This is a genomic window from Pseudomonas sp. Irchel 3A5 (assembly GCF_900187575.1).
GTDB classification, from domain to species: domain Bacteria; phylum Pseudomonadota; class Gammaproteobacteria; order Pseudomonadales; family Pseudomonadaceae; genus Aquipseudomonas; species Aquipseudomonas folii.
The window spans coordinates 32327-56649 of sequence record NZ_FYDU01000023.1 but is presented as its reverse complement, the minus strand read 5'-3'; the positions used below and the strand labels follow the sequence as shown (position 1 = coordinate 56649).

The 24323-nt window shown below is 57.2% G+C and carries 17 protein-coding genes and 1 pseudogene; 8 read left to right on the top strand and 10 right to left on the bottom strand.

The window, feature by feature from the left end:
• Window positions 1–283: 283 nt before the first annotated feature.
• From CKW31_RS27965 to CKW31_RS27955, 3 genes are all read right to left on the bottom strand, one after another.
• Window positions 284–2080, bottom strand: a complete 1797-nt coding sequence (locus CKW31_RS27965) for a methyl-accepting chemotaxis protein (RefSeq protein WP_095102144.1) — start codon at window positions 2078–2080, stop codon at window positions 284–286.
• A gap of 142 nt (window positions 2081–2222) precedes the next feature.
• Window positions 2223–3917, bottom strand: coding sequence for a sensor domain-containing diguanylate cyclase (locus tag CKW31_RS27960; RefSeq protein WP_095102142.1), 1695 nt, complete (start codon window positions 3915–3917; stop codon window positions 2223–2225).
• Between the two features lie 66 nt (window positions 3918–3983).
• On the bottom strand, window positions 3984–4442 hold the full coding sequence (locus tag CKW31_RS27955) for an NUDIX hydrolase (RefSeq protein ID WP_095102140.1): 459 nt from the start codon (window positions 4440–4442) through the stop codon (window positions 3984–3986).
• A 478-nt stretch (window positions 4443–4920) separates the two neighbouring features.
• Here CKW31_RS27955 and CKW31_RS27950 point away from each other — a divergent pair, with 478 nt between their 5' ends.
• The 4 genes from CKW31_RS27950 (at window position 4921) to CKW31_RS27935 (ending at window position 9230) form a co-directional block, all read left to right on the top strand.
• A complete protein-coding gene (locus CKW31_RS27950; RefSeq protein ID WP_095102138.1) occupies window positions 4921–5484 on the top strand; it encodes a TRAP transporter small permease in 564 nt (187 codons plus the stop codon).
• A complete protein-coding gene (locus tag CKW31_RS27945) occupies window positions 5481–6761 on the top strand; it encodes a TRAP transporter large permease subunit (RefSeq protein WP_095102136.1) in 1281 nt (426 codons plus the stop codon). Before CKW31_RS27950 ends, CKW31_RS27945 begins: the two co-directional genes overlap by 4 nt.
• A 51-nt stretch (window positions 6762–6812) precedes the next feature.
• A complete protein-coding gene (locus CKW31_RS27940) occupies window positions 6813–7838 on the top strand; it encodes a TRAP transporter substrate-binding protein (RefSeq protein WP_027900488.1) in 1026 nt (341 codons plus the stop codon).
• A gap of 138 nt (window positions 7839–7976) precedes the next feature.
• Window positions 7977–9230 carry an OprD family porin gene (locus CKW31_RS27935; RefSeq protein WP_095102134.1) on the top strand — a complete coding sequence of 418 codons (1254 nt, stop codon included), beginning with the start codon at window positions 7977–7979 and terminating at the stop codon, window positions 9228–9230.
• Between the two features lie 141 nt (window positions 9231–9371).
• On the opposite strand, the gene CKW31_RS27930 is transcribed toward CKW31_RS27935, so the two are convergent.
• From CKW31_RS27930 to wecB, 7 genes are read right to left on the bottom strand one after another with little or no spacing between them, the layout of a single operon-like run.
• Window positions 9372–10235: a hypothetical protein gene (locus tag CKW31_RS27930; protein ID WP_371856826.1), complete on the bottom strand. Its 864-nt coding sequence runs from the start codon at window positions 10233–10235 to the stop codon at window positions 9372–9374.
• Window positions 10232–11209 carry a twin-arginine translocation pathway signal gene (locus CKW31_RS27925; RefSeq protein ID WP_095102168.1) on the bottom strand — a complete coding sequence of 326 codons (978 nt, stop codon included), beginning with the start codon at window positions 11207–11209 and terminating at the stop codon, window positions 10232–10234. The genes CKW31_RS27930 and CKW31_RS27925 overlap by 4 nt, the downstream gene beginning before the upstream one ends.
• Before the next feature lie 23 nt (window positions 11210–11232).
• Window positions 11233–11886 (bottom strand): alginate O-acetyltransferase AlgF, encoded by a 654-nt coding sequence (locus CKW31_RS27920; RefSeq protein ID WP_095102132.1) that lies wholly within the window; start codon window positions 11884–11886, stop codon window positions 11233–11235.
• 8 nt (window positions 11887–11894) lie between these two features.
• Window positions 11895–14462 (bottom strand): bacteriophage N4 adsorption protein A, encoded by a 2568-nt coding sequence (locus CKW31_RS27915; protein ID WP_095102130.1) that lies wholly within the window; start codon window positions 14460–14462, stop codon window positions 11895–11897.
• Window positions 14459–16573 (bottom strand): glycosyl transferase family protein, encoded by a 2115-nt coding sequence (locus CKW31_RS27910; protein ID WP_095102128.1) that lies wholly within the window; start codon window positions 16571–16573, stop codon window positions 14459–14461. Before CKW31_RS27910 ends, CKW31_RS27915 begins: the two co-directional genes overlap by 4 nt.
• A gap of 12 nt (window positions 16574–16585) precedes the next feature.
• Window positions 16586–18796, bottom strand: coding sequence for a cellulose biosynthesis cyclic di-GMP-binding regulatory protein BcsB (locus CKW31_RS27905; RefSeq protein WP_095102126.1), 2211 nt, complete (start codon window positions 18794–18796; stop codon window positions 16586–16588).
• 34 nt (window positions 18797–18830) lie between these two features.
• A complete protein-coding gene (gene wecB, locus CKW31_RS27900) occupies window positions 18831–19997 on the bottom strand; it encodes a non-hydrolyzing UDP-N-acetylglucosamine 2-epimerase (protein WP_371856825.1) in 1167 nt (388 codons plus the stop codon).
• Between the two features lie 835 nt (window positions 19998–20832).
• On the opposite strand from wecB, the pseudogene CKW31_RS27895 reads away from it, so the two are divergent.
• From CKW31_RS27895 to CKW31_RS27880, 4 genes and pseudogenes are all read left to right on the top strand, one after another.
• A pseudogene (locus CKW31_RS27895) lies at window positions 20833–21887 on the top strand (hemagglutinin repeat-containing protein); the annotation flags it as partial.
• A 377-nt stretch (window positions 21888–22264) separates the two neighbouring features.
• Window positions 22265–22669 carry a hypothetical protein gene (locus CKW31_RS27890; protein WP_095102124.1) on the top strand — a complete coding sequence of 135 codons (405 nt, stop codon included), beginning with the start codon at window positions 22265–22267 and terminating at the stop codon, window positions 22667–22669.
• 221 nt (window positions 22670–22890) lie between these two features.
• A complete protein-coding gene (locus tag CKW31_RS27885; RefSeq protein ID WP_095102122.1) occupies window positions 22891–23586 on the top strand; it encodes a hypothetical protein in 696 nt (231 codons plus the stop codon).
• Between the two features lie 338 nt (window positions 23587–23924).
• The gene (locus tag CKW31_RS27880) at window positions 23925–24167 is read left to right on the top strand and encodes a DUF6124 family protein (protein WP_095102120.1); all 243 of its coding nucleotides are present in this window, start codon (window positions 23925–23927) and stop codon (window positions 24165–24167) included.
• The last annotated feature ends 156 nt before the right edge of the window (window positions 24168–24323 follow it).

Genomic DNA, 24323 nt, shown 5'->3' with positions numbered 1-24323 from the left:
TGAGAGCCGAGATTGGCCTGGGGATTGAATTGCATTTTCTGTAGCCCCGATGTCCCTGATACCTCGCTGTCGCTAAGCAAACATAGGATCGGTAGGAGCGCGCTTGCCCGCGATTCTGGCTATAAGCCGATGAATATATCGTCTGTGCTGGCGTAATCGCGGGCAAGCGCGCTCCTACATTTTAAAAGCATTTCTCCTGATACGCCGCGATCGCAGCCTTCGGCAGCTCCTACAATATCAATACCTGGGTTGCAGGCAATTTGGTTAGCCAGGAGCCCCCCAATCACTCCGCCAACAACACCGCCGCGTCAAAGCCCATCCGCAGATTGCCCCAATGGCGGCCGTCGAAGAAGAAGGGCACGTCGATCTCAGTCATGATTTCGCCGGTGTCGCGCAGGTAGGTCTGAAGCAGGAAACGTTGGGTGTTGCCCGCCGCACGCAGGCCGATCGGGTCGGAGAACATGCGTTTGTTGCGGCATACCGGCAGGTCGATGGTGCGGTCACCGGTCGGTGGTTTGGATACCCAGCTGTTGTTCACCGGGCAGTAACCCTTGGTGTCGACGATGAACGACACCTTGCCGCCTTTGGTGCCCTTGGTCAGCTTGTCGCACTCTTCCTGGCAGACCTGGGCGAAGCGTTCGGTATAACTGGTCAGGTACTGCTTGGGATCAGTGTTAGGGATCAGTTTGTAGTTTTGATCAAACAGGTTCAGGCCGCTGCGGTGCAATTCGGCGAGTCGTGTCTGCAGAATGTCACGGCACTGGCTGGCGCGGGTAATGGCGGCATCCAGCGCACCATGGCCCAGTACAAACTTGCCGAGCATGGTCTGCACGCGCTCGGCAACGCCCGACAGATCCCGGGTTGCAGTGGCTGAGTGCTGCATGCGCTGATCAATGGACTGGCTGTCAGCGTAAATCTGCGTCACCCGGTCGTTGATACCGGTGTTGCTTTCCGCGAACTGCAGAATGTGTGCGGCGATGTCAGCGAGCTTGCCATTGGTGGATTCAAAGTCGCCGATCATGCTTTCGAAATGGCCGGAAGCACGTTCAACCACTTTCTGGGTTTCCCGGGCACTGTGACTGATTTGCGTGGTTTGCTCGTGGGTGGAACTCACCTCCTGAAGCATGGCGTCGATGTTCTGCGAGATATCATCGGTGGCCTTGCTGACGTTCTGCGCCAGGGTACGCACCTCATCAGCCACCACCGCAAAGCCCCGGCCACTTTCCCCGGCGCGAGCCGCTTCGATAGCGGCATTGAGCGCCAGCAGATTGGTCTGCGACGAAATCTGCTGGATCAGGCCCACGATGGATTTGATGCTCGTCGAACGCTGATTGAGCGCCGAGACCAGAGTGCCGAATTCATTGAGGCTACTGGATATTTCGCTGATGTTGCCGGTGACCTCCAGCAGTTCCGCGTATGAATCGCGAGCCATGCTCAGGTTTTGCGCAGTGGTGCTGGAGATGCCCTGGGTCTGCTGGGAAACCTCCTGAATATTACCGACCGCCATGTTGCTCTGATCCATTACTTCCTTGGCGAAGCGGGCCTGATGGGTGGCGCTGTCGCTGGAGTCGCTGATGTTTTTCAACGAGCGCGCTGATTCAACGGCGATGTGGACGGTCAGGGCCTGGACGTTGCTGATGATTTCCCGTTGCTTGCCCAGGAATCGGTTGCAGGTGCTGGCCAGTACGCGAATTTCGTCGTGGGTCAGCAGGGGCAGGTCTTTGGACAGGTCGCCTTCACCGTTAGCGATTTCTGCAAGCGCATGGGTCATGTGGGTGACCGGGCGCACGATCAGGTGACGAAAATACCAGACCATGAAACTGACCATGAACAGCGTAAACAGCGTGCTGAACAAGATGGCGTTGCTGAGCCCGTTCAGGCTGCCTTCAATCTGGCCGAGCAGGGCAGCGTCCAGTTGTGCGCTGCGTAACTGCTGAACGATGTCTGCACGAATGCTCAAGGCAATCCAGTACAGCAATCCACTGACGGCAACCAGCAGAAAAAGACTCGAGAGCTTTTTCGTCAGAGAATCGAAAAACTGCATTTCGATGGACTCATACAACGCCTTGAACATCCCCATGCCGCTGCTCCTCCGAAAAACTAATAATTATTCTTTAATAGGTAATCGTCGACCGCTGAGGCCAAAGCTTTAACCTGTTCCGTTACGGGCAACTGTAAACAGACGCGATCCAGCCAGGTTGTCAGCGATCTGACGGATATTCTTATATGTCTATGGTGGCCTTGCTCGCCACCCTGTTTCGGCCTGACGCCTTGGCGTGATAAAGCTGCTGATCAGCCCGTTTGATCAGCGCCGTTGTATTGGCATCTGCGGTATCTGCCAGGCCGATACCAATGCTGACGGTGATTTGCCCAACCAGGTCAAAGGTCGCCTCGGCAACGGCTTTGCGAATCCTTTCTGCCACAACTTCCGGGCTTTCCGCACCTTCAGGCTCTGGCAGCAATACGGCGAACTCTTCACCGCCGTAGCGGGCCACGAAGTCGCTGGCGCGGGTGTTTTCCTGAATGATTTGAGCCAATTGATGCAGCACGTCGTCACCGGTGGCGTGACCGTAGGTGTCGTTGACGTTTTTGAAGTGATCGGCGTCGATGAACAGGAGGGCGAAGGGGCGGCCGCTGCGTTCAAACAGCTGGTTGCATTCGGCGAGCTTTTCGTCGAAACGGCGACGGTTATAAACACCGGTCAAGGCGTCGTGGGTCGCCAATTTCAATAGCTCGGCATTGGCCTGGGTGAGGGCGGCAGTGCGCTGCTCGACGGTGGCTTCAAGTGACGCATTGGTGTCTTGCAGCTCGCGTTCCTTGTTCAGCAGCGATTCGGTCATGCTCTGAATGGACTGGCCCAGTTGGGCGATCTCCCGGACCGAATGCGCCTGAGGGAAATCGGCACCGGGTTGTTTGGCCTGGACCTGCTTGGCAGCCTTTGCCAGTTGTTCGATGGGACGGCTCATATACTGCGCCAGGTAATATGCGACCAGGCCAAATGCCAGTGCGGCGGCAACGCCCAGTATCAACAGCTTGTAAAGCAGGATCCGCGCAGGCTCCAGAGCGGTAGCCAGCGGCTGGCGAACGACGATGTACCAGGCCAGATTGGCGGAAGGTGGCGTCGGTACTTTCAATACGCTGGACAAGTAGTCGGCGTCTTCTGACCATTCCGGCGCGTCGGCTGGCTTCTCGCTGGTGGAAAGTCGCTGAGTTGCAAGCAGCTCGGGGTGCTTTTGGCCGATCATCTGTTGTGGGTACAGGACTGCACCATCGCCATTGACGATCAGCACTTCAAGGTCAGCGGTGACACCTTCACGCAGAATGGCCGATTCGACAATCCGGGTCATCCAGTTCCAGTGCACATGGGCGCTGAGGACGCCGACCACAGTGCCGTCAGCCGTGCGGATTGGTGCTGCAAAGTCGATGAAGCGCAGCAGTTCGCCACTGGCATTGGCGGGCAACAGCTTGGCCAGCAACACCGCTTCGTGAGGATCGCCGGTATACGGTCCTTGAAGTCCGGCCTTGAACCACGGGCGTTCGAGCACGGACTGGTTGACCAGCAGGCCGTGCACTGCCTGTCGAACATTGCCCCTGGTATCAGCGACACCCATCCACGCGTACTCGGAGTGAGACTGGGTGCGCAGCTCCATCGAAGGCAAAATGTCCGGGTCATCCAGGTTGCCGCGAACCAGATGGGGCTCCCGGCTCAGCAGGAATATCTCAAGCTGACGCTCACGTAGCTGAGTGCCGAGCATCATTGCGGCTGACTTGGCGGTGCTTAGCAGAGAGCTGCCACTGGCCTGTTTGATTTGTTCGGTCGCGATATGACCGACATAGAAACCCACGCTCAGCAAGGCGAGCAGCGACAGTCCGGCGAACCAGAGTGTCAGATGGCTGCGCAGGCTGGCTATTATCATGGGTGATGTCTGGCTATATGGAATCACGGCATGTTATGCGCAAGTCGGGCCAGCCGCCAGTGGCTTTTAGTGACGCGCTAAAGGCCCCGGGGTTACGTTTCCAGGGTTGCTCAACAGATATTCCCTGAGCCGATGCTGAAAATGCGCTATAGCCGAGGTATTCGCCAGGAAAGCCTCTATCGTGGTGACCGCCCAGCGCTGGCCTTCGGTGCCGAAATGTATGTTGGCAAATGTTTCGGGCAGAACGTGTGCCACGAAGAACCAGGTATCCAGGCCACCCAGCCCTTGGCCCGGATAAACCCGAGCCCAGACGATACTTTCGGGTGCAATGGTCAGCCCAAATTCTTCCTCGGTCTCACGCAGCGCGCACGCCAGCGGCGCTTCTTCCCCCTCGCGACCACCCCCGGGTAGGTCCCAAAGGTTCGGCCATGGGATAGAGGGCTTGTCGTCTCGCTGGTAGCTCAGAATCAAGCCGTTGCAGAGAAGGGCGATTTTAGCGCCGGAGAACGGCGGATGGCTGGGCATGTGTTGTGGCCTGTTGAGGGGGCATAGAGGATCAACGGACTTCATGTCGAAAAAATAATCGATAATCGCACGCTTTTATATTTCCTGAGTCGTGCTGCTGTCATGCCTTTACTATGCTTTTTTGAAGAAAATAGCGTGGGTTAAGATTGTTTTCGACGCGATTCGAGACGGTTTCATACGCAGCGTGATGAATTGAGCGTTGATGATCGACGTTTTTGCGTATTGACCGAATTAACCGGTTAGTACATTTTCCATGTCATAAACCTTTGCCATCAGAGCAAGGGGACAATAAAAACAATGGAGCCACTCTCATGCGACCGCGATTGCTCGTTCTCAATTCCTCTCTCTGTGCTCGACTGTTATCCCCCAAGGTAATGGCTCGCGGCGTCTGCGCGTGCGCACCTCAGGCCGGTTCAGCCCGCTAACAGCGATGCCGGGTTAATCGCGTCAGGTTCAGGGTTTCCGCGAGGCAATAATAATGAAAAGAATAGTCGACCTGTATTTCAAGCTGCTCAAGTTGCTCATCGTGCTGTGCATGATTGGCATGCTTGTGCTGGTTTTCGGCAACGTGGTGCTCCGTTACGCTTTCAACTCGGGCATCAGCGTGTCGGAAGAACTGTCGCGCTGGCTGTTCGTCTGGATGATCTTTCTCGGTTCACTCGTAGCGCTCAAAGATCGGGCACATATGGGCTTCGACAGCCTGGTGCGTCGCTTGCCTGCGGGGGGCAAGCGGTTCTGTCTGGTGGTTGGCCATGTGCTGATGCTCTACATCTGCTGGCTGGTGTTCAGCGGAAGCTGGCAACAAGCGGTCATCAACCTGGACGTGGTAGCGCCTGCGTCGGGGCTGTCCATGGCGCTGTTCTATGCGGCCGGGCTGGTGTTCGGCGTCAGCGCTGCGGCCATTCTGTTGTATGAGTTGTACCTGATGCTAAGCGGCAAGCTGGCGGATGACGAGTTGGTGATGGTCACCGACAGCGACTCCGCCGAAGAAATCAAGCAGATCCATACCCCGGCATCGACCTCTGAGAGAACTCACCCATGACCCTGGTTATTTTTCTCGGTTCGCTGATCGGCACCATGGCGCTTGGCATTCCAATCGCTTTCGCCTTGTTATTGGTCAGCGTGGCGTTGATGGTGCAGCTGGATCTGTTCGATGCGCAGATCATCGCCCAGAACCTGCTCAATGGTGCCGACAGTTTCCCGCTGATGGCCGTGCCGTTCTTCATGCTGGCTGGCGAGATCATGAACGCGGGCGGCCTGTCCAAACGCATCGTCAATATCGCCATGGCCCTGGTGGGACACAAACGCGGTGGTTTGGGTTACGTGGCCATTCTGGCTTCCTGCCTGCTGGCTTCCCTTTCGGGGTCTGCGGTGGCCGACGCGGCGGCGCTCGCGGCACTGTTGGTGCCGATGATGGTGCGTGCCGGGCACAACCGGGCGCACTCGGCGGGCTTGATCGCAGCGGGGGGGATTATCGCCCCGGTCATCCCACCAAGCATCGGTTTCATCGTGTTCGGTGTGGCATCCGGCGTCTCGATTTCCAAGCTGTTTCTGGCCGGGATCGTCCCGGGGCTGATGCTCGGGGCGTCGCTGGCGGTGGCTTGGTGGTTCGTCTCCCGCAAGGAAAATATCGAGCCGCCTCCCAGGCAGAGTGCCGCGCAAATCATGCGCGCCTTGATCGAGGGTCTGTGGGCGCTCGGCTTGCCGCTGATCATTATCTTCGGTCTGAAGTTCGGCATTTTCACGCCGACCGAGGCGGCAGTGGTCGCTGCGGTGTATTCGCTGTTTGTGGCATTGGTCATTTACAAGGAGTTGAAGATCAACCAACTGTACGACCTGATCCTTTCATCCGCGAAAACCACGTCGGTGGTGATGCTCCTGGTCGCTGCAGCCATGGTCTCCGGTTGGCTGGTAACGATCGCCGAGTTGCCCGAGCAACTGGCTGGCGTGCTTGAGCCGTTCATGGACAACCAGACCATTTTGTTGGTCGTCATCATGCTGCTGGTGATTGTGGTCGGTACCGCGATGGACATGACCCCGACAATTCTGCTGTTGACTCCCGTTCTGATGCCTGCGGTGGTCATGGCCGGTATCGATCCGGTGTATTTCGGCGTGCTGTTCATGATCAATTGCGCTATCGGCTTGATCACGCCGCCTGTGGGCACGGTGCTGAATGTGGTGTGCGGTGTGTCCAGAATCAGCATGGATGAAATCATTCGTGGCGTCTGGCCGTTCATGCTGGCCCAGTTTGTAGTGCTGTTTCTGCTGGTGTTGTTCCCTTCGCTGGTGCTTGTACCGCTGAAGTTTTTCACCGGCTGATGTCGGTGCGCATTCCCGTAACTCGACTCTAAAAACAATATGGAGAGTGACATGCAAAAACTGATGAAAACCCTGCTGGCAGGTGCCTGCGCCACAGGCCTTTTGCTGGGCAGCATGGCCAGCCACGCAGCAGAAATTCGTGAGCGAACCCTGCGCTTCGCGTTCCAGAATGTGCAGGAGCATCCCCAGGGGCAGGGGGCTCAGAAGTTCGCCGAACTGCTGGCCAAAAGCAGTGGCGGCAAGATCAAGGTCAAACTGTTTCCGGGCGGCACACTGGGTGGTGACGTCGTCACTGTCTCCGCGCTGCAAGGCGGCACCCTGGACCTGACCGTACTCAACTCCGGCATCCTCGCGGCGCAAGCGCCGGACTTCGCCATGCTGGACTTCCCGTTCCTGTTCAACAACGTCGAGGAGGCTCACGCCGTTATCGATGGTCCCGTCGGACAGAAGCTGGCCGCACAACTGGACAGCAAAGGGCTGGTCAGCCTGGGTTACTGGGATCTGGGGTTTCGTAACGTGACCAACAGCAAACACCCGATCAACAAACTGGAAGACATGCAGGGCCTCAAGATCCGCGTGATCCAGTCGCCGATCTATCTGGACACCTTCAACGCGCTGGGTGCCAACCCGGTGGCGATGGCATTCCCTGAGGTGTACACCGGCCTGGAACAGGGTGTGATCGACGGTCAGGAAAACCCGCTCACGGTGATTCAGGGCAGCAAGTTTTACGAGGTACAGAAGTACATCTCAACCACCGGCCATATTTTCAATCCGCAGTCTTTCATCATTGGCCAGAAGACCTGGAACAAGCTCAATGATGACGAGAAAAAGCTGGTTAAAGAGGCGGCTGTAGAGGCTCAGAAGTATCAGCGAGAGGTCACCGCTAGCAGCATGGCGAGCGCGCGTGGCTATCTTGAGCAGCAGAAGAACGTCGCGGTGAACGATATTTCTGCCGAAGAGAAAGATCGCTTCCGCGAACGCGTTCAGCCGGTGATCAAGAAGTATTCGGAAAAACTGGACGGCAGTCTGGTGAAGCTGATGTACGACGAAATCGCCAAGGTGCGGGCCGGGCAGTAAGCCCTTAGACCAGCGCCAGTCGCTAAGCCGTACTGGAATGCCTTTGACGGCTGGCAGATAACTTTTCATCGGCGATGCGAGCCTTTTTCGAGGGCACGCATTGCTGTGCTCGTCCAAATGAAAGTGGGGATAACAAAAATGGCTAAATTAAATACCCTTGCAGCAAGCGTTCTTGGCTTCAGCACCACCGCACTGGGCCTTTCGCTGATTGCGCCGGGGGCGGCGACGGCTGCCGGTTTTGTCGAAGACGCCAAGGTCAATCTGGGCCTGCGCAATTTCTATATCAATCGCAATTTTGTCGATCCATCCAACCCGCAGAGCAAGGCGGAGGAGTGGACCCAGAGTTTCATTCTGGATGCGAAGTCCGGCTTCACCCAGGGCGTGGTGGGTTTTGGTGTTGATGTGCTGGGCCTGTGGTCGGTCAAGCTGGACGGCGGTGGCGGTACTTACGGCACGGCTTTGCTGCCACGCCACAGTGACGGACGTCCGGCGGATGATTTCGGTCGTTTGGCGGTGGCGGGGAAGGCGCGTATTTCCAAAACCGAGTTGAAGGTGGGGGAGTGGATGCCGGTCTTGCCGATCCTGCGCTCCGATGACGGTCGCTCGCTGCCGCAGACCTTTCAGGGCGCGCAGATTACCTCCAATGAAATCGACGGCCTGACCCTTTATGGCGGACAGTTCCAGGGCAATAGCCCGCGTAACGATGCCAGCATGGAAGACATGAACTTCGGTGGCGGCGTGTCTGACCGGTTCAACTTTGTCGGCGGCGAATACAAGTTCAACCAGAACCGCACCATGGTCGGTTTGTGGGGCGCAGAACTCAAAGACGTTTATAACCAGCAGTATCTGCAACTGGTTCATAGCCAGCCGTTGGGTGACTGGACGCTGGGTGCGAATCTGGGCTTCTTCAAGGGCGGGGAGGACGGTCGGGAACTGGCGGGTAATCTGGATAACAAGACGTACTCGGGGCTGTTCTCGGCCAAGTATGGCGCTCATGTGTTCTATGTGGGGCTGCAGAAAGTCAGTGGCGACACGTGGATGCGGGTTAACGGCACCAGCGGCGGCACCCTGGCCAACGACAGCTACAACGCCAGCTTCGACAATGCCGAAGAGCGCTCCTGGCAACTGCGTCACGATTATGACTTCGCCGGGCTGGGCGTCCCGGGCCTGACCCTGATGAACCGCTACATCAGTGGTGACAACGTCAGAACGTCGGCCACCAACGATGGCAAGGAATGGGCGCGGGAAACCGAACTGGCCTACACCATCCAGAGCGGTGTGCTGAAAAAACTCAACGTGAAATGGCGCAACTCCACCATGCGTCGTGACTTCAGCAACAACGAGTTCGATGAAAACCGCTTGATCATCAACTACCCGTTGTCGATTTTGTAATTTTGCTGAAATGCTTTTCTGTAGGAGCGTACGAGCAACGCGAGGCCGCGATGGCGGGGTGTCAGACAAAACGCCATCGCGGCCTCGCGTTGCTCGTGCGCTCCTACAGGTTCGGGGTTTATTACCCGAAACGTGCCAGCCTCACTTCAACAGCTGTTTTACCAACTCCGGTGTCACGTAATGCGGGCCATCGAACAGGTACAGCGGGTAGCCGTCATACGCTTCCAGCTGTGGTTTGAGTTCTTCTGCGGTGGCGGAACGGAAACCGCCGCCGTATTGCGGCCTGAAGGCCTCGGCGATGATTCTGACGCGATCCTTGCCCAGTCGATCCCGCATGGCGTCGGCATAAGTGCGAGCCACCGGAGCGGTACGGGCATAGACCCCGACGCCGTCCTGAAAGAACACACCAATGTCATCCGGCAACCACTGCTTGAGCCAGTCAGCGGTAGCCGCGGGGCCGATATTGGCACCGTCGTAGACGCTGATCCAGAGTGGTCGCGGCAACTTGGCCAGCAATGCGGGCAAGTCTTTCGCCTTGGTCCAGCTCGGATCGACTTCGGCCGGGAAGTAGTAACCCGTGACATGCAACGGCAAAGACAACCTGGCGATGCTCTCGGACAGTTTTGCCAATTGCTCGACGTTGTCCCGAGAGCGATTTTCGCTGAAATACCCGGCCAGACCGACGATGACGTCTTTGGCCCAGGGCTCTTTGCCGATCCGTGTCCAGTCCGGCATCACCGGTACGGCAGGCAGGCCAGTACCGGGAATAAACGCCTGATCATCCACCACCGTCCACTGCACCAGCAGTTCCCGGGCACCGAGTTTATGCCAGTCGCCTTTGATGCCTACCGTGGCATTGTCCGGTTGCCAGACCATCCCGACGATGCCGGGTTTCACTGGTTTTACTGCATTGGTAATCAACATGGCGATCCCTGTCCCTATCATGGCTGCAAGCAGCAGAGCGGTCAGAGTCGCACGGTTCAGGGGTCTACCCAAAATCCTCAAGGGAGCGCCTGCTTGATGCGCTGATGCCACTGGCTCAGCGACACAACGCCTTTGGCGTTCCAGTTGGCTGAAGCATCAGGGCCTTGATGGAATTGCCCTTCGTTGAATTGCCAGACGATGACTTGAGGTTTTTGCTGGGCAAAATCCGGTGATTGCAGATATTGCAGCAGGGTGGCCCACGGCCCGACATCACCGGGGTTCCAGGTCAAAGTGACAGGACGATCCAGCGCGTTGGACAGCTTCTGAGTAAAGCCCAGATAAGGCTGCACAAAGCTGTTGCCGATAACGTGTACGGGCGCTGGGGCATCGTCGATCAGCAGGTCTTTTTCCACCTGATGCCGCACGGTGTAGATGTCGCGGCCAATGGCTTTGCGTTTGATGGCTGGCAGGAAGTTACTCGCCAGGTCACCAAAGGCGCGTTTGTCGAACCATTCACCCAGCACTGCGCCGCCACCGGGCTCGCCTTGCAGCTTATAGCGCTGATTGATCAGCCGGGCGGTTGCATCAGCGGTGTTTTCGGCACTCCAGGCGGTCCAGTGATAGTCGGCCCGGTAGAAGGCGGTCTGATCACCTTGTTCGGTCTGTTGCAGAATCGGCTTGATATTCAGCGTGGTCAGGCCTGCTTTATTCATGGCGCCTTGCAACTGATCGTAGCGCTGGGCAACGGCCGGGCTCAGAGGCTGATCAGCCGGCAGGCGTTGCGCATAGAACGGCGCTTTCATCGGCACCACCAGAACAACGAGAGCGATCTTGTTGCGCTCCAGTTGCTGTTGCAGGTCCTTGATCAAAGCGATGCTGCGAGTGGTACCGGCGTTGTCGACCTTGGTCAGGCTTTCCCAGGCCGGGAACAGCCAGCCGTCCTTGCCGGTGATCACTGCCGAGGCTGCCTGTGCTGGCTGGCTGGAAAAACCCAACAGCATTGCTGCGAGGATGGCCGATAACGGCAGGCGGCGAGAGGGGCGGGGGTTCGTCATGAGTGCTGTTTTCATAACCTTGATCATGGCGCAGTCTGATCGACGAGGCCCACCAGTCGTGGGGTCTGACCAGAGCCGATCAGGAACAGGCTGTAGCGATCACCGGCTTTGAACGGTTCAAGTTTGAATGGCAGGCTGGCGCTCTGACCACAGCTGGCAATCAAGGTCGCCTGCACCGGATTGATGGTGCGCTGTGCCTGACCTTTCTGCGGCAGCTGGCTGAATACCGTCGAGCCGTTGGCGAGTTTGATGTCGGCCTTGTCACAGCCATTGCTCAGGTTGTAAATGTTCAGCTCGGCGCGCAAATCCTTGCCACGCACCGGCGGATCAATCACCACGCGCGGTGCAACGGCCGGGTTGCTGTCGAGAATCAGCGTGACAAAAGCATTGGCCTGAGCCTTGAGGTCTTTTATCTCGCGGCCATTCACCGTCAGACGCAAAGGCTGACGGCCATCGACCACTTGAAACGGGCTGGCCGGTGCTGACTGGGCAGACAGATTGAAGCTGGTGCCCTTATCAATACGGACCTGCATCGTGGTGTCGGTTGGATTGACCACCCGAACCCAGGCCGAGCCTTCCGGTAATTTGGATTCGTACAGCTGAGCGATTTCGGACGCGGCGTGGGCCGTCGTGGCGGCCAGGCTCAAGCCCAGCCACATGCAGATTCGAGGGTACATATCAGTCCTCAGTAAGAGTAAGTCAGTCGGGCAAACACGCCTTTGGCGCGGTCATCGCCAGACACTTTCACTCGATATTGCAGAGAAAAATCCACATAAGAGCGTGGCGCGTTGTACGCGTCTTCACGGAACCAATAGCGCACGTTGTTACCCACACCAACGCCTGCCGCGTGGCCTGAAGAGTAATCCGCGCGGCCATCGGAGCCGGTTTCGCTGTTCATTTTCGAGTCGTAATCGTAAGCCGCCACCACATGCGGGAAGGTGACCCAGCGCGAGCCGGTCCCACCGATGGCGTAGCTGCGACCGCCTTGCCATTCGCTGTTGAAGTAGTTGCGCGAGTCGTTGACGTAGTGTCCGGCTTCGGCGAACAGTTGCGAAGTCCACCAGCTAGGCGTATCGACCCGCAGATCGGTGCCGATGCTGGAGCCGTAGCCCAGACGCAGCAACCAGTCGCCGTCGATATTGGACGAGCCCAGTGGAAAGGTTCGCTCTGCAGCCGCCATCACGTTCAGCGAAGAGAACGGTTTGACCCTGACGCCCAACGCGCCTTGCAGAGCATCCACACCAGTGTCGGAGTCGCTGTTCTTGGCCCACAGGGTGTCGGTGATCCGGCCGTAAAGCTCGACGAAGCGTGCGTTGCGATAACCCAGCGGCCGCCACGACAGTTCGGTACTGTTTTGCAGGCTGTCGTTGCTGCTGCCGCCACTTCCACCGTTGCCATTGCTGCCGGTGCTCGGCGCAGAACTCAATCCACTGCTGGAGCTGTTACCGCGATAACTGGTGGTGCTGATCAGGCCCCAGGTGCGCGAGACATCGGCGACTGCGCGACGGGTATCGAACAACTGTTGCGCAGGCATGTCCAGTTCACCGGCATTCTGTGCATCGATCACACGCTTGAAGTAGCCCACCGCCTGCTCGTCGTCGTTGACGCGCATGGCGTTGTAAGCCGCATCCTGGGTAGCCGTTGGCGGCAGCGGGGCTTCGGCGTCGGCCTTGCGGAATGATTCATGCGCGGCGTCGTCGTCACCGGCCTGTACGGACAGATACGCGACCTGAAGATTACTCATGCCTTCCAGCTCACCGGCATCGCGCGATTGCTGCAAGCGCTCGCGTGCGGTCTGGCGCTGGCCCAACGCGGCATAAAGGCTGGCCTCTTCGTACGTGGGCAGGCTGCCCAGTGCCAGCGCTTGAGTGAAGTCCTTGCGCGCTCCGGAATCATCCCCGGTCTGTTGGCGCAGACGACCGCGTTGCGCCAGCAAACGTGCATCGTCGCCATTGGCGGCAATGCCTTCACTGGCCGCGTCGATGGCTTCCGGGAGGCGCTTCTGTTCGGTCAGCGCGCTGACCAGAAGGCTGCGATACGCCGGATTTTGCGGTGCGCGACGAATCGCTTCCTGAGCGAGGGTGGCTGCTGAAGCGGCGTCCTTGCGCGCCAGTGCGGCATACGCCTGCACGGCTGTGTCAGTCCCGGCATCGCGCTGGTTACCCGGCCAGATATCGCAGATCAGACCGAAGGCGCTTTCCTGGCAGTTCAGTGCGGGCGCAGGGAAGCGAACTGCAGTTTTGAGGCCATTGCTTTGTTGGCGTGCAACGACTTGCGCAGCGGCACGACGACGGGCAACTTCGCCGCTTTCGTCTGGCTTCAGTTGCTGCAATTGATCGAGCGCTTGTTGCGGGTTGCCGTTGGCCAGGGCCAGATCGGCTGCGAAGAAGCGAATCTCGCGCTCTTCGGAATCCAGCAGGCCGTCGATGGCCAGCGCCTGATTCAAGTCGGCCTGTGCGGCTTGAGTTTTGCCTTGGCGATCCAGTGCATAGCTACGCAGCACCCAGGGCGCAATCTCCCCGTCGTCCTGAGCAAGCGCGGCGGTTGCAGCTTTTTCGGCGGCAGGATAGTCCTTGGAGGCGAGGAGGGCGCTGATCAGCAGTTGCTGATTTGCACTGATTTCCGGCGCCCAGCCGACAGCCCTGCGGGCCTGTTCAACTGCCAGCGGCAGGTTGTTCTGTTCCAGCGCGCGATAACCGGCAATGGCCAGCGGTGCGGCAATCTGGCGGCGGATGGCTTCGCGGCGCATCAGCAGCGCGTCGTCATCCGGGAATACCCGCAGCGCTTCAGTCGTTGCCTGATCGGCTTCAACCAATTGCTGCTGGCGTTGCAGGGATTCGATCAGCAACAGCCGGTAATCCATACGTTTGGGTGCCACGGCGATAGCTTTACGGGCGGACTGAGCGGCCAGACTAAAGTCGTCGCGGTCGTACGCTTTGAACGCTTGCGCGGCAACGCTGAAACCCGGAGCTGACTTCGCTTGCGGATAGCGGCGCGGGTTATCGCGCGCTTCCTTGTCGCGTTGCGCCAGTTCGATCAGCCGATTCAAGCGGGTCACGTCTGCACGCTGACGCAAAGCCTCGCGGGCTTTGGCAATCGCCAGATCGTAATCCTTGCGCTCGTAAGCGCTGTAGGCTTCGTTTGCCGCTTGATAGGCCGGGCCGGTCAACGGCAGCGGCAGGGCTTCGGCGTAGCTTAAAGCTGGCAGCAGGCTTGCACCGGCGATCACAAGACTCAGCAGAGAGCGTTTCATAATGCCGGCTCCGGCTGATAATGGCTGTGCTGACGGGCAACCGCCTGTTCGATGGTTGCGCGGGGCAGTACGCCGATATCCACCAGGTAATCACCGATACGACCATGTTGCTGTGGTTTGTAATGCAGCATCGCATCGTTGAACACGTTGCGATCCAGCAGACCCATTTCGATCAGCAGATCACCCAGCAGTGGTGCGCTGGCATGCGGCAAGGCGCGATCATCCGGTGCATCAAGCTGACGCAACTGATTGATGATTTCGCTTTCCCGAGCGATCAACTGCACAGGCTCGCTGCCCAGTTGCGCGCTGACCTGCTCAAGCCCTTCGGCTGACAATGGGCTGGCCACGGCAATTTGCTGACGGCCCTCAGGGCTCAGGCCAACAGGCACTGCCCGCCAGCGCAGGGCAAATTCGTCGGCCAGCGCGGGTGCTGCACGCTCAGCCTTGGCGGCCACGTCGAACACCCGTGGCAAGTCGTTCTGGAAGGCAATGGCTTCGGCCAGGGTTTCATCGTCCAGCCAGCCGTTATTGAGCAAAATGCGCCCCAGTGGCAGTTGGCGAGTCTGTTGTTCGGCCAGTGCGCTTTCCAGATTGGTGTCGTTGATCGCTTGCCATGACAGCAGCACGCTGCCCAGCTTGCGCGGGGCAACCGCTACAAGGTCAGTGGACGGGAAGTCATGCATGGTTTTGTCCCAGACCAGCTTGCGGTTCATCACCTTGCCAACGATAAACATCTTCCAGGCACGGGAGGCGGCCATGAAGTTGACGAAGTTGCCGACGACCATGCGTGGAATGGCCAGCAATGCATGCTGCCAGCCATACAGCACGCCCGTGAAATAGCAGCGATGCACGATGCGCCAGGCCAATGCGATGCCGTTGGCCAGCAACAGGTATTTGATCCAGCCGTTGGCTTCGAACGGGGTAGGGAAGCTCACATCCCACACGCCGCTTTGACGCAGGATGATCAATACCAGTAGTTGCACCAGAATCAGGTACGCAATGATGCTGACGAAAGCCGTCACAACACCTTTGCGGTCACGGAACAGCAAATAACGGTTGGCCAGCGAACCGGTCCAGCCCATCTGTTCCCAGCCTTGCAGGCCGATACCCAGTGTCCAGCGGGCTTTCTGACGAAATGCGGTGCGGAATGTATCGGGGAAGAATTCCCGTACGCACAACGGCATTTTCAGGGTCGATTCGTAAGGCTTTCTGAACCACGATTTACGCAGCACCCGGTATTCCACCGGGAAGCGCACGAAGATCGCGTTCATGCCGACTTTGGACAGGCGAGCGCCTACATCATAGTCCTCGGTCAGGCTGTCGGTGTTGAACGGCATGTTCTGGGTTTCCCCGGCCAGCACTTGCAATGCCCGATGGGAGAAGCAGGTGCCAACACCGGCGGAAGGCACGGTGTCGCTCATGCTTTCGCGCACCACAAGGTCCTTGCCGTGCCATTCGGCAAACTCATCCATGTAAGTGCCCGCAACCCATTCGTACCAGTTGCGTTCCAGGGACACCACCGGCAGCTGGATCATGTCCTTGCGCGGCAACAGGTAGTTGAACAGACGCAATTCCAGCGGGTGCAGCACGTCTTCACTGTCATGCAGGACCACGCCAGCGAAGGTCATGCCGTGGGTTTTTTCGTGAAGGAAGATCGCCTGAATCACCCAGTTAAGGCAGTCAGCCTTGCAGGTCGGCCCGTCGTGCGGGACTTCTACACGGTGCAACTGCTTGTAACGGCGACGCATGCGTTCGACTTCGTCGATGGTGCGCTGATCGTTGATGTAGGTGCCGACAAAAACCACGTAGTTCTGGTAGTCCAGCGTCGACACCATGTTCTCGATCATCGGTGCGATGACGTCGTATTCCAGCCACGCAGGAACCATGATCGCCAGGGGTTGCTCATCCCGGGCGAGCAGTTGGTCGGCGGTCAGGGGCCGGTATTTGCGCCCGGCGGTGAAGCTGCGGAATATCCGGCGAGACCAGTACCACAGGTCGATGAACAGATCGTCCAGGCTGGAAATCAGGATCAGCACCGCGATCACAATCGTGGCGACTTCCAGAACGCTGTAGTAGTGGGCCAGCCAGTAAGGCCAATAAAGCGACGTCATCTCAGGTTCCCGTTACTGGCGATTGCGACGGGCGCTACGGCCAGCCAGCAACAGCACGAGGAACAACAGAATGCCGCCCGGAATCAGCCACAACAGCGAAGGCGTGCGCCATGCATCCAGACCTTTTGGCTCGTCGTCATCAATCATGCGGCTGCCGTTCGGGTCTTTGCTGTCCAGTGTGGTCAGCACACCGTTGTTGCCCAGCACGCTGGTATCGCCGCGGGTCAGCAGGATTGGCTTGGCGAACTGCGGGGCATCGCTGCCCAGAGCCTGATAAACCAGACCACGCTGGCTGCCGGACTCGACCACTTGCAACGAAGCAAGGTTGTTCAACTGGGTGACGTCCAGCAAGACTTTATCTTTGTCGTTGATGCGCAGGCGGCCCTGGTCATCGACTTGCAGCGCTTGCTTGCTGTCGGCGACTGGCAGTGCGAAAGCCAGGAAGGATTTTTCCGGTTTGACCGCGGTTTTCGGGTCAGCGCTGACTTTCAACTGCGCGCGCAGTGGCGAAACACCGGTGGCGCTTGCGACTGAAATCACTTGCGGCAAGCTGCTGGCCGGGTGATCAAGCCAGGTTTGCGGGACCAATACCTGAGTATCAACCGCGAAGCGTGCAGCCATGCCTGCGAAGTCATCACTTGGCGTGGTTTTTTCGAGGACGATGTGGCTGGTCGGGCGTACCGAAACCGGGAACGCCTGTGGCGTTTCCAGGCAACGATCGCTGACCGGCTGACGCTGGAAGGAAACGCGCAGGACGTTGGTCGAACCCAATGCGTAACGCGGGATGCGCGCTTCGATGCGTTGCTTCTCGCCCGTGGTATCAAGCTGCTGAGCGCCGATCAGGTAATCATTGAGGAACACCGAGGCAACCGGAGCAGTGTCCGATGCGCCTGGCGCGGCAGCGATATCAATCACCGCTTTGACCGGCAGACGTCCGTCATAAGCCACGGCGCCCAACGGGAACGAGGCGCTCCAGTCAGCCTTGGCCAATACGTCGATGGTGCCCGGCTGGCCGCCCAGTCGCGACAGCGCTACACGGCCATCGGTATCCAGCGGCGCCTGTGCTTCGCTAATGGACAACTGGCGGGTGCGGGCCAGTTTGTTCCAGGCGGAGCTGAACATGGTCAGCGCTTTGGTGGTAGCGTCGGGTGCAATCATCAGCATCGGGCGGCTGCCCAGCAATGCCAGACGCACGTTTTCCTTACCTGTTTTCTGGCCTGCGTTGATGTGACGCTCGCGCCATTGGTTAAACGCATCGACTGCAGTCGCGTCGCGGCTTTGAATCTGGGCCTGCAAGGCATCCAGCGAATCGTTGATTGCCTTAAGCAACTGCGGATCATTGATCGCCAAGTCAGCTTGTACGTTTGGCGTCTGGCCCAGCACCAACAAGGCACCGATCTGTGCCGGGTCGCTCAGAGTCTGGGTGCCTTTGCCATTAAGGCTGGCGAAGGCCGGAATGTTCAGCAGCTCAGCCGGGATGCGCAGAGCGCTCAGGTCGACGCTGTCCTGCAAAGCAGGGAAGGGCAGGATGCGTGCGTGCTTGCCGATGCGCTCAAGAGCGACACCGATACGCCATGCGGCGTCGTAGCTTTCAGCAGACAGGCTGCCTGGAGCAACCATGATGCCTGGTTTGCCGGGGAGGGCATTCCACGCCGCGCCGATGTCCTGCAGATCATTGGCGTCGTAGCTGTAGGTCAGACGGGTGGCCGGGTCGATACGCAGCACATTACCGATCACTCGTTCGTCTTCGCAAAGAACGCGGGAAACGATTGACGACCAGGCGACGCCCAATCGTACTGAACCGCTGTCGCGAGCTGCCTTGTCAACGCCCAACGTGGCGCTGGCGTTGCCTTGCGGCTCGGTCAGGCCTTCGGCACGTACCGGGAAACCGTCCAGCGACAGCAACATAGTGTTGCGTCCGCCTTCGCCGTTCAGGTAGCTGGCGTCGAATTGCAGGGTCGCGTCAGTTAGCGGCACCCCGGCCGGAACCGGAAGATACAGCTCGCGGCGCGAGTCAGTGGAGCCGAGGATGATCGGCGCATCGATACCCAGGTCGCTGAGACGGATCTCGCGCTGCTGTTGGGTATCGGTGTTCAGCCGGTTGATTGCCTGAGTAAGCGGGCTGTCCGCGGCCAGGGCGAAATTCGGCATGAGCGCGAGCAGGCTCACGCCACAGGCGAGGGCGCTGAGCGCGCCCGATTGGGTGGCAACGGAAGACTTCATTCAGGCAGATCTCGGGCTGTTAAGGGGCAAATGTTTATTGAAATGTGGAAACCGGACGGGTGAATTCCGGGTTCGGGATCATCAGGGGGCGTTCAGTGCCTTGCGGCGATTTGCCCACCACGAACTCATGCATGGGTCTGCCCAGCAGGACGTCGACAATTCGGGAGCTGGCTTTGCCGTCACCATACGGGTTGGCCGCCTGGGAGGCGCGACGCCACAGCAGGTCATCGTCGTACAGGGCCGCAACGCCACTGATGATGGATTCTGGCTTGGTACCGACCAGTCGAACCGTTCCCGCCGCGACAGCTTCAGGGCGTTCGGTGACATCACGCATCACCAGCACTGGTTTGCCGAGGGAAGGCGCCTCTTCCTGTACGCCGCCTGAGTCGGTGAGAATCACGTGGGCACGCTGCATCAGGCGAACAAACGCCAGATAGTCCAGCGGCTCGATCAGATGCACGTTATCCAGACCGCCCAGATGCTCGTTGACCGGGCCTTGAACGTTAGGGTTCAAATGGACGGGGTATACGATCTGGATGTCTTTACGGCTCGCCAACTGACGCAGCGCCTTGCAGATATCAAGGAAGCCGTCGCCAAAATTTTCCCGACGGTGGCCGGTGACCAGCAACACCTTGCGGCCAGGCTTGATGAACGCAAACTGGCTATCAAGACTTTCACGCAGTGCATGGTCCTGATCGATCCGGCTAGCGGTCATTTGCAGGGCATCAATGACCGTGTTGCCAGTGACAAACGAGCGACCTTGCAGACGCTCACTGAGCAAGTTGGTACGGGACTCGAAGGTCGGCGCGAACAGCAGGTCGGCGCCCAGGTCGATGCAGCGACGGTTCATCTCTTCCGGCCACGGCGAACGAATATCACCCGTGCGCAGTCCTGCTTCAACATGGCCAACCGGGATGCGACGGTGGAATGCGGCCATCGCGGCAACCATGGCTGAAGTGGTGTCGCCATGCACCAGAACGCGGTCCGGCTGGATCATTTCCAGTATCGGATCAATCGCGCCATAAAGAGCAGACGTCAGCGTATTGAGGGTCTGATTGGGCCTCATCACATCAAGACTGAAATCAGGCGTGAGGTCGAACAGATCCATCACCTGCTTCAGCATGCTTTGATGCTGGCCTGTGACACAGATCTGCGAGTGAACGCCAGATTCCGCCGCCAGTGCTTTAACCAGCGGAGCCATTTTTATGGCTTCGGGACGCGTGCCGAAGATCGATAGGACCTTAATCCTGGATTCACTGCGAGCGATGATGCCCTCCTCGCGCAAGTTTCTTGCGCCGCACAAGCAGTCAGCTCAAAGCCTGATGGCATTTTGAGCAAACTACCGAATAGTTTTTAGGCCGGGGTTGAATCGGAAGGAAGCTGATTATTCACTTCGTGTGAGATGGCGCATTGCCTTGCTCCCCGGAACTGGGCCGATTATTAGCAGCATTCGCGGTGGGCGCAAAGTTTTAAATGAGGTTTTTGATATTAATTTCAGAGGGCGAAACTTTTACATTTGTAACGAGTCTTTAACAGGTTTTGTGGTGTTTTGACGCGAGGGTGGAAGAGGGGGCTTACTTTCGTTAACTCTCTGTTTTTGCTGGTTTTTATTATTTATGCAAACCATTTGTCAGGCAGGGTTGAATCTTTTTCGTTGCGTGCTGTCGGCTCGAATTCAGCTGTGAATTCCAAGTCGGTTGGCTGACGCCTGTATATTGTCATTAATGCAGAGTGTCCGACAATATCAAAAGAACCACAAGTAAAGTTTAATAATGGTTTGAACTGGCCGGATAATCCTGGGTCGGCCCGCGCCCATAGTCATGTGTTCATTCGTATGAGGGTAATGACAGGGTGGCTTTAATAGCAAATGAATGTCCCCTGAACAGCAAAGGTTTTGGTTGGGAATGCGATAGGCGTCGCATCACTGTCTCTCGCTGCGGATGAGTTTCAGGTCGAGTGTCATGCGCACCAAAGCGCGGCCAGTTTGCTGACAGTGCTGCCCGGGCGGAGGCGGCCAATGACATGAGGCTTTTCGTGGCAGCGTGCAGGAAAGCAGTCGTGACATGAAAATCCAGGCCGGGCGGGATATGACGGCAATCATCGCCAGCCAGATCGACGTTAAGCGCGATATCGCTATGGCCGCGACTGAAAACCTCTTGATCAGCTCCGCCGCAGATGAAGAACACTCCCTGTCGAAGAGCAAAAAACTGACAAGGCAGGAAGATCATGTCAGCCAAGTGATTTCGGATCTTAACGCAGGTGGCAGCGTCGACTTGCAGGCAGGGCAAAACCTTACCGTTATCTCCAGCCAGATTACGGCAGGGCAGGAAGCTTATCTGGTTGCAGGCGAAAACCTGGAGATTCTTGCTGCGCAGGACGGTGATTACTCTCTGTACGACAAAAAGAAAAAGGGCTCGTTTGGCTCCGGGAAAACCCGGCACAACGAAGTCACTGACGTAAAAAACATCGGCAGCCAGATCACCACGGGTGGTGACCTCCTGCTGGTGAGTGGTGGCGATCAAAAGTATCAGGCTGCGAGGCTGGAGAGTGGCAAGGACCTGACGATTGATAGTGGTGGGTCGATAACGTTTGAAGGTGTGAAGGATCTCAATCAGGAGAGTCACGAGAGAGCTGCAGCAGTTAGGCCTGGACCTCTATGTCGGGCAAAGGCAACACCGACGAGACCTTGCGCCAAACCCGGATGATTGCTAACGGCGAACTGACGATAAAAGCCGTCAATGGCTTGAAAATCGATATCAAGGAAGTCAACAAACAAACGGTAAGCCAGGCCATTGATGCCATGGTCAAGGCCGATCCGCAGCTGACATGGCTGAAGGAAGCCGAGCAGCGCGGGGATGTGGATTGGCAACTGATCAAAGAGACACACGACGCCGATAAGTAAAGCCACTCGAGCCTGGGGCAGGGTGCGATGTTGGTGATTATCATCATCGTTTCCGTGGTTACTGCCAGTGCCGCCAGCACACTTGCTGCTTCTGCTGGCAGTGCAATGGGTTTCGGCGCCGGATCGACTATGGCAGCTGCAACGGCAGGTACAGCGGCTACTGCAGCGACAGCAACCTGGACAAGTGTACGGGACGCTGCTCAGAAGAGAGGATCTAAGGTTATCCAGGCTTTGCCTGACTTCTCAAATGGACGTAAAGCATTTGAACACTATGCAAAACAAGCTAAAGGGGTTGTTTTGGGGGGGAAGGGTAAGGCCTTGGCGAAGTCAGATGGTGCAGATATGCCAGAATTTAGTTCGTTAGACTCCTATGTGAGTGCCGCTAAATCTTTTTGGTCTCCTGCCATGAGGGAGGGCGCCTTGCAAGGGACTCGCGCAGATGGATCCATTCTTAGATTCGAACCGTCAACAGGGTATTTTGGCGTCATGCGTAACGGAAAGATAAATACCTTTTTTAGACCTGAAGGTGACGCTGGCGTGCGGTTAAAGTATTTCCAGGAGCAATTATGAGTAGCGAGGGTGTTTTTAAGGAGTACGCAGTCTTATTGGCAAAGCTTGGGTATGAAAGTGAAAGTTTGGAGTCTCTGGTTATGAAGTGGGAGTTTTTTATAGAGCAGTGTAAGGATGGGTATAGATGGGACTATTCTGAGTATCGGAATGAAATAAGAGTCAGGTCTTTGTTACAGGAATTAAAGAACTGCTCGAACATTTATGGTGCGGGTGAGTTGAAGGGGTGTTTTGAGTATTTAGCTTTTCTAGATGAGGAGTTCAAGTCCTTAATGCAGCCCGGCGTTGATGTGGAAGAGGGAAGTAGTTGGTGGGATAGGGGGGTTTTAAAATGTGCGGGAGAGGAATATTGCTACTATATGGCACGCGCCCACCAAATATTAGTTAAAAATGCAGGTGGGTGAGGTTCGATTTTACAGAAAGCGGGAGGGAGATGGGGTAAGGCCACGATTGTTGTATTGTTCTTTAATAGTTCGGTTTTTCTGAAGGGGTTGGTTTGTGCTTAACCGTGGTCTGACCCCGGTTTTTCTTCAATTTCTCTTAAACATACCGAGCTTGATATGCTTGCGTCGTCATGCAACCCTTTTTCCGCTAGCTAAAATTAATACCGCCCAGAGAATCAGAAATGGATTGTTCTTTCAAAAAAATAGCAGCCTGTATTTGCCTCGTCGCCTCGCTGGCGGGGTGCGTCACCAAAGACCTGTCCAACGAAAACAGGCAACTCGTCAAATCCATCTGGATTGTCCCGATTGACATGTCTTTGGGGAAATTCACGTACAACAGCATGGATCAGGCCTGGGAAGCCGGACTGGGCGCGGGAGTGGGAGCCGCTTCAGGTATGGTGACTGGCTCCAAGATTTCACCAGCGGTATTGGCGGGAGCGAGTGCTGCTTCGGCGACGAATAACACAAGGGTCAGTCCGGCTGAAGCGATCCGTCTCAATATGCAGCGCAACGATATCGATGTGGGCGTGATCCTTCGAGAGCGACTTGAGGCGCGGATAACGAAAGAAAAACTATTTACCATCACTCCGGATGCTGCCACAGCCGATGCAAAAATAGAGTTCATTGTGACGGAGTGGGGCGTGTCATTGAAAAACTTCAGTACTGAGCTGTACCCGACGATAGGTCTTTCTGCAGTCATGCGGCGTGGTGACGAACAGATCTGGCGTAACTTTGAGACCATCACGGCGCTCAGTGACGGCAATGATCTAGCATTTACTCCCCAGCGTTACGCTACGGACCCAGAGGCATTGCGGACTGCTTTTGGTCATGCCGTTGATTTAATGGTCGACAAGCTCATGATTGATTTGAAGCAGTAATCAGGTCAGCTGATTGCGCAGGCGTAATCATGAATGTTTTAGCATTCAAGCCTGCTTGGGATTGCTCTTTTTACCTTCAGGCTTGTTGCGGCAGCAATACTCTACGCGCGATGACTACATGGCAGAACTCTCCAAGCCTGTAGGACTATTCCGAAATTCCGCTATATCGGACAGCGCTTGTTGCACCGCTCTCAGTCACCGAATAATCTCCGTCCGTCGCGTAATCAGCGACCGGTTTTGACTGGCCCCCCAATCGAGGAGTAACAATCGCCAACCGGTGCGCTGACATTAAGTCAGCAGGCTCGCCATGGCGTCTCAATCTTTTAGGGAGATCCCACATGATCAAATCCGCACCAAATTTCAGCCTCTTCACGGTAAAACCAGATGTCAGCGTTAATGACGCCCTGGTGCTTGCTTGCGAATACTTAACCTGCGCCGCCGCTACGGCTTACGAATCTGCAGATAACCACACGCCGGAATTTCGGGCATTGGCGCGCTCGGTTGTGCATCAGTTGGAGGCGGCGCGTGCGCTGGTTGAGGCGTCGGTGATGGGGTTGGAGGGGCAGCGCAAGGCGATTTAGTGTGTCTTGGTAGGAGCGTTTTTCAATGGCGGTAGATGTGAGTCGTTAATTCACCTGATGCACCATAGCGCCCATATCGCGGGCAAGCCTCGCTCCCACAGGGAGTTTGAGTTTGCAGGGACATCCCACAGATGCATCTCAATATTAGTGAAAGGT

What these genes read in the sequence shown, in the direction of transcription:
- CKW31_RS27965 (WP_095102144.1), bottom strand. Translation starts at nt 2,080, where the DNA reads ATGGGGATGTTCAAGGCGTTGTATGAGTCCATCGAAATGCAGTTTTTC.
- CKW31_RS27960 (WP_095102142.1), bottom strand. Translation starts at nt 3,917, where the DNA reads ATGATAATAGCCAGCCTGCGCAGCCATCTGACACTCTGGTTCGCCGGA.
- CKW31_RS27955 (WP_095102140.1), bottom strand. Translation starts at nt 4,442, where the DNA reads ATGCCCAGCCATCCGCCGTTCTCCGGCGCTAAAATCGCCCTTCTCTGC.
- CKW31_RS27950 (WP_095102138.1), top strand. Translation starts at nt 4,921, where the DNA reads ATGAAAAGAATAGTCGACCTGTATTTCAAGCTGCTCAAGTTGCTCATC.
- CKW31_RS27945 (WP_095102136.1), top strand. Translation starts at nt 5,481, where the DNA reads ATGACCCTGGTTATTTTTCTCGGTTCGCTGATCGGCACCATGGCGCTT.
- CKW31_RS27940 (WP_027900488.1), top strand. Translation starts at nt 6,813, where the DNA reads ATGCAAAAACTGATGAAAACCCTGCTGGCAGGTGCCTGCGCCACAGGC.
- CKW31_RS27935 (WP_095102134.1), top strand. Translation starts at nt 7,977, where the DNA reads ATGGCTAAATTAAATACCCTTGCAGCAAGCGTTCTTGGCTTCAGCACC.
- CKW31_RS27925 (WP_095102168.1), bottom strand. Translation starts at nt 11,209, where the DNA reads ATGACGAACCCCCGCCCCTCTCGCCGCCTGCCGTTATCGGCCATCCTC.
- CKW31_RS27920 (WP_095102132.1), bottom strand. Translation starts at nt 11,886, where the DNA reads ATGTACCCTCGAATCTGCATGTGGCTGGGCTTGAGCCTGGCCGCCACG.
- CKW31_RS27915 (WP_095102130.1), bottom strand. Translation starts at nt 14,462, where the DNA reads ATGAAACGCTCTCTGCTGAGTCTTGTGATCGCCGGTGCAAGCCTGCTG.
- CKW31_RS27910 (WP_095102128.1), bottom strand. Translation starts at nt 16,573, where the DNA reads ATGACGTCGCTTTATTGGCCTTACTGGCTGGCCCACTACTACAGCGTT.
- CKW31_RS27905 (WP_095102126.1), bottom strand. Translation starts at nt 18,796, where the DNA reads ATGAAGTCTTCCGTTGCCACCCAATCGGGCGCGCTCAGCGCCCTCGCC.
- wecB (WP_371856825.1), bottom strand. Translation starts at nt 19,997, where the DNA reads ATGGCTCCGCTGGTTAAAGCACTGGCGGCGGAATCTGGCGTTCACTCG.
- CKW31_RS27890 (WP_095102124.1), top strand. Translation starts at nt 22,265, where the DNA reads ATGAGTAGCGAGGGTGTTTTTAAGGAGTACGCAGTCTTATTGGCAAAG.
- CKW31_RS27885 (WP_095102122.1), top strand. Translation starts at nt 22,891, where the DNA reads ATGGATTGTTCTTTCAAAAAAATAGCAGCCTGTATTTGCCTCGTCGCC.
- CKW31_RS27880 (WP_095102120.1), top strand. Translation starts at nt 23,925, where the DNA reads ATGATCAAATCCGCACCAAATTTCAGCCTCTTCACGGTAAAACCAGAT.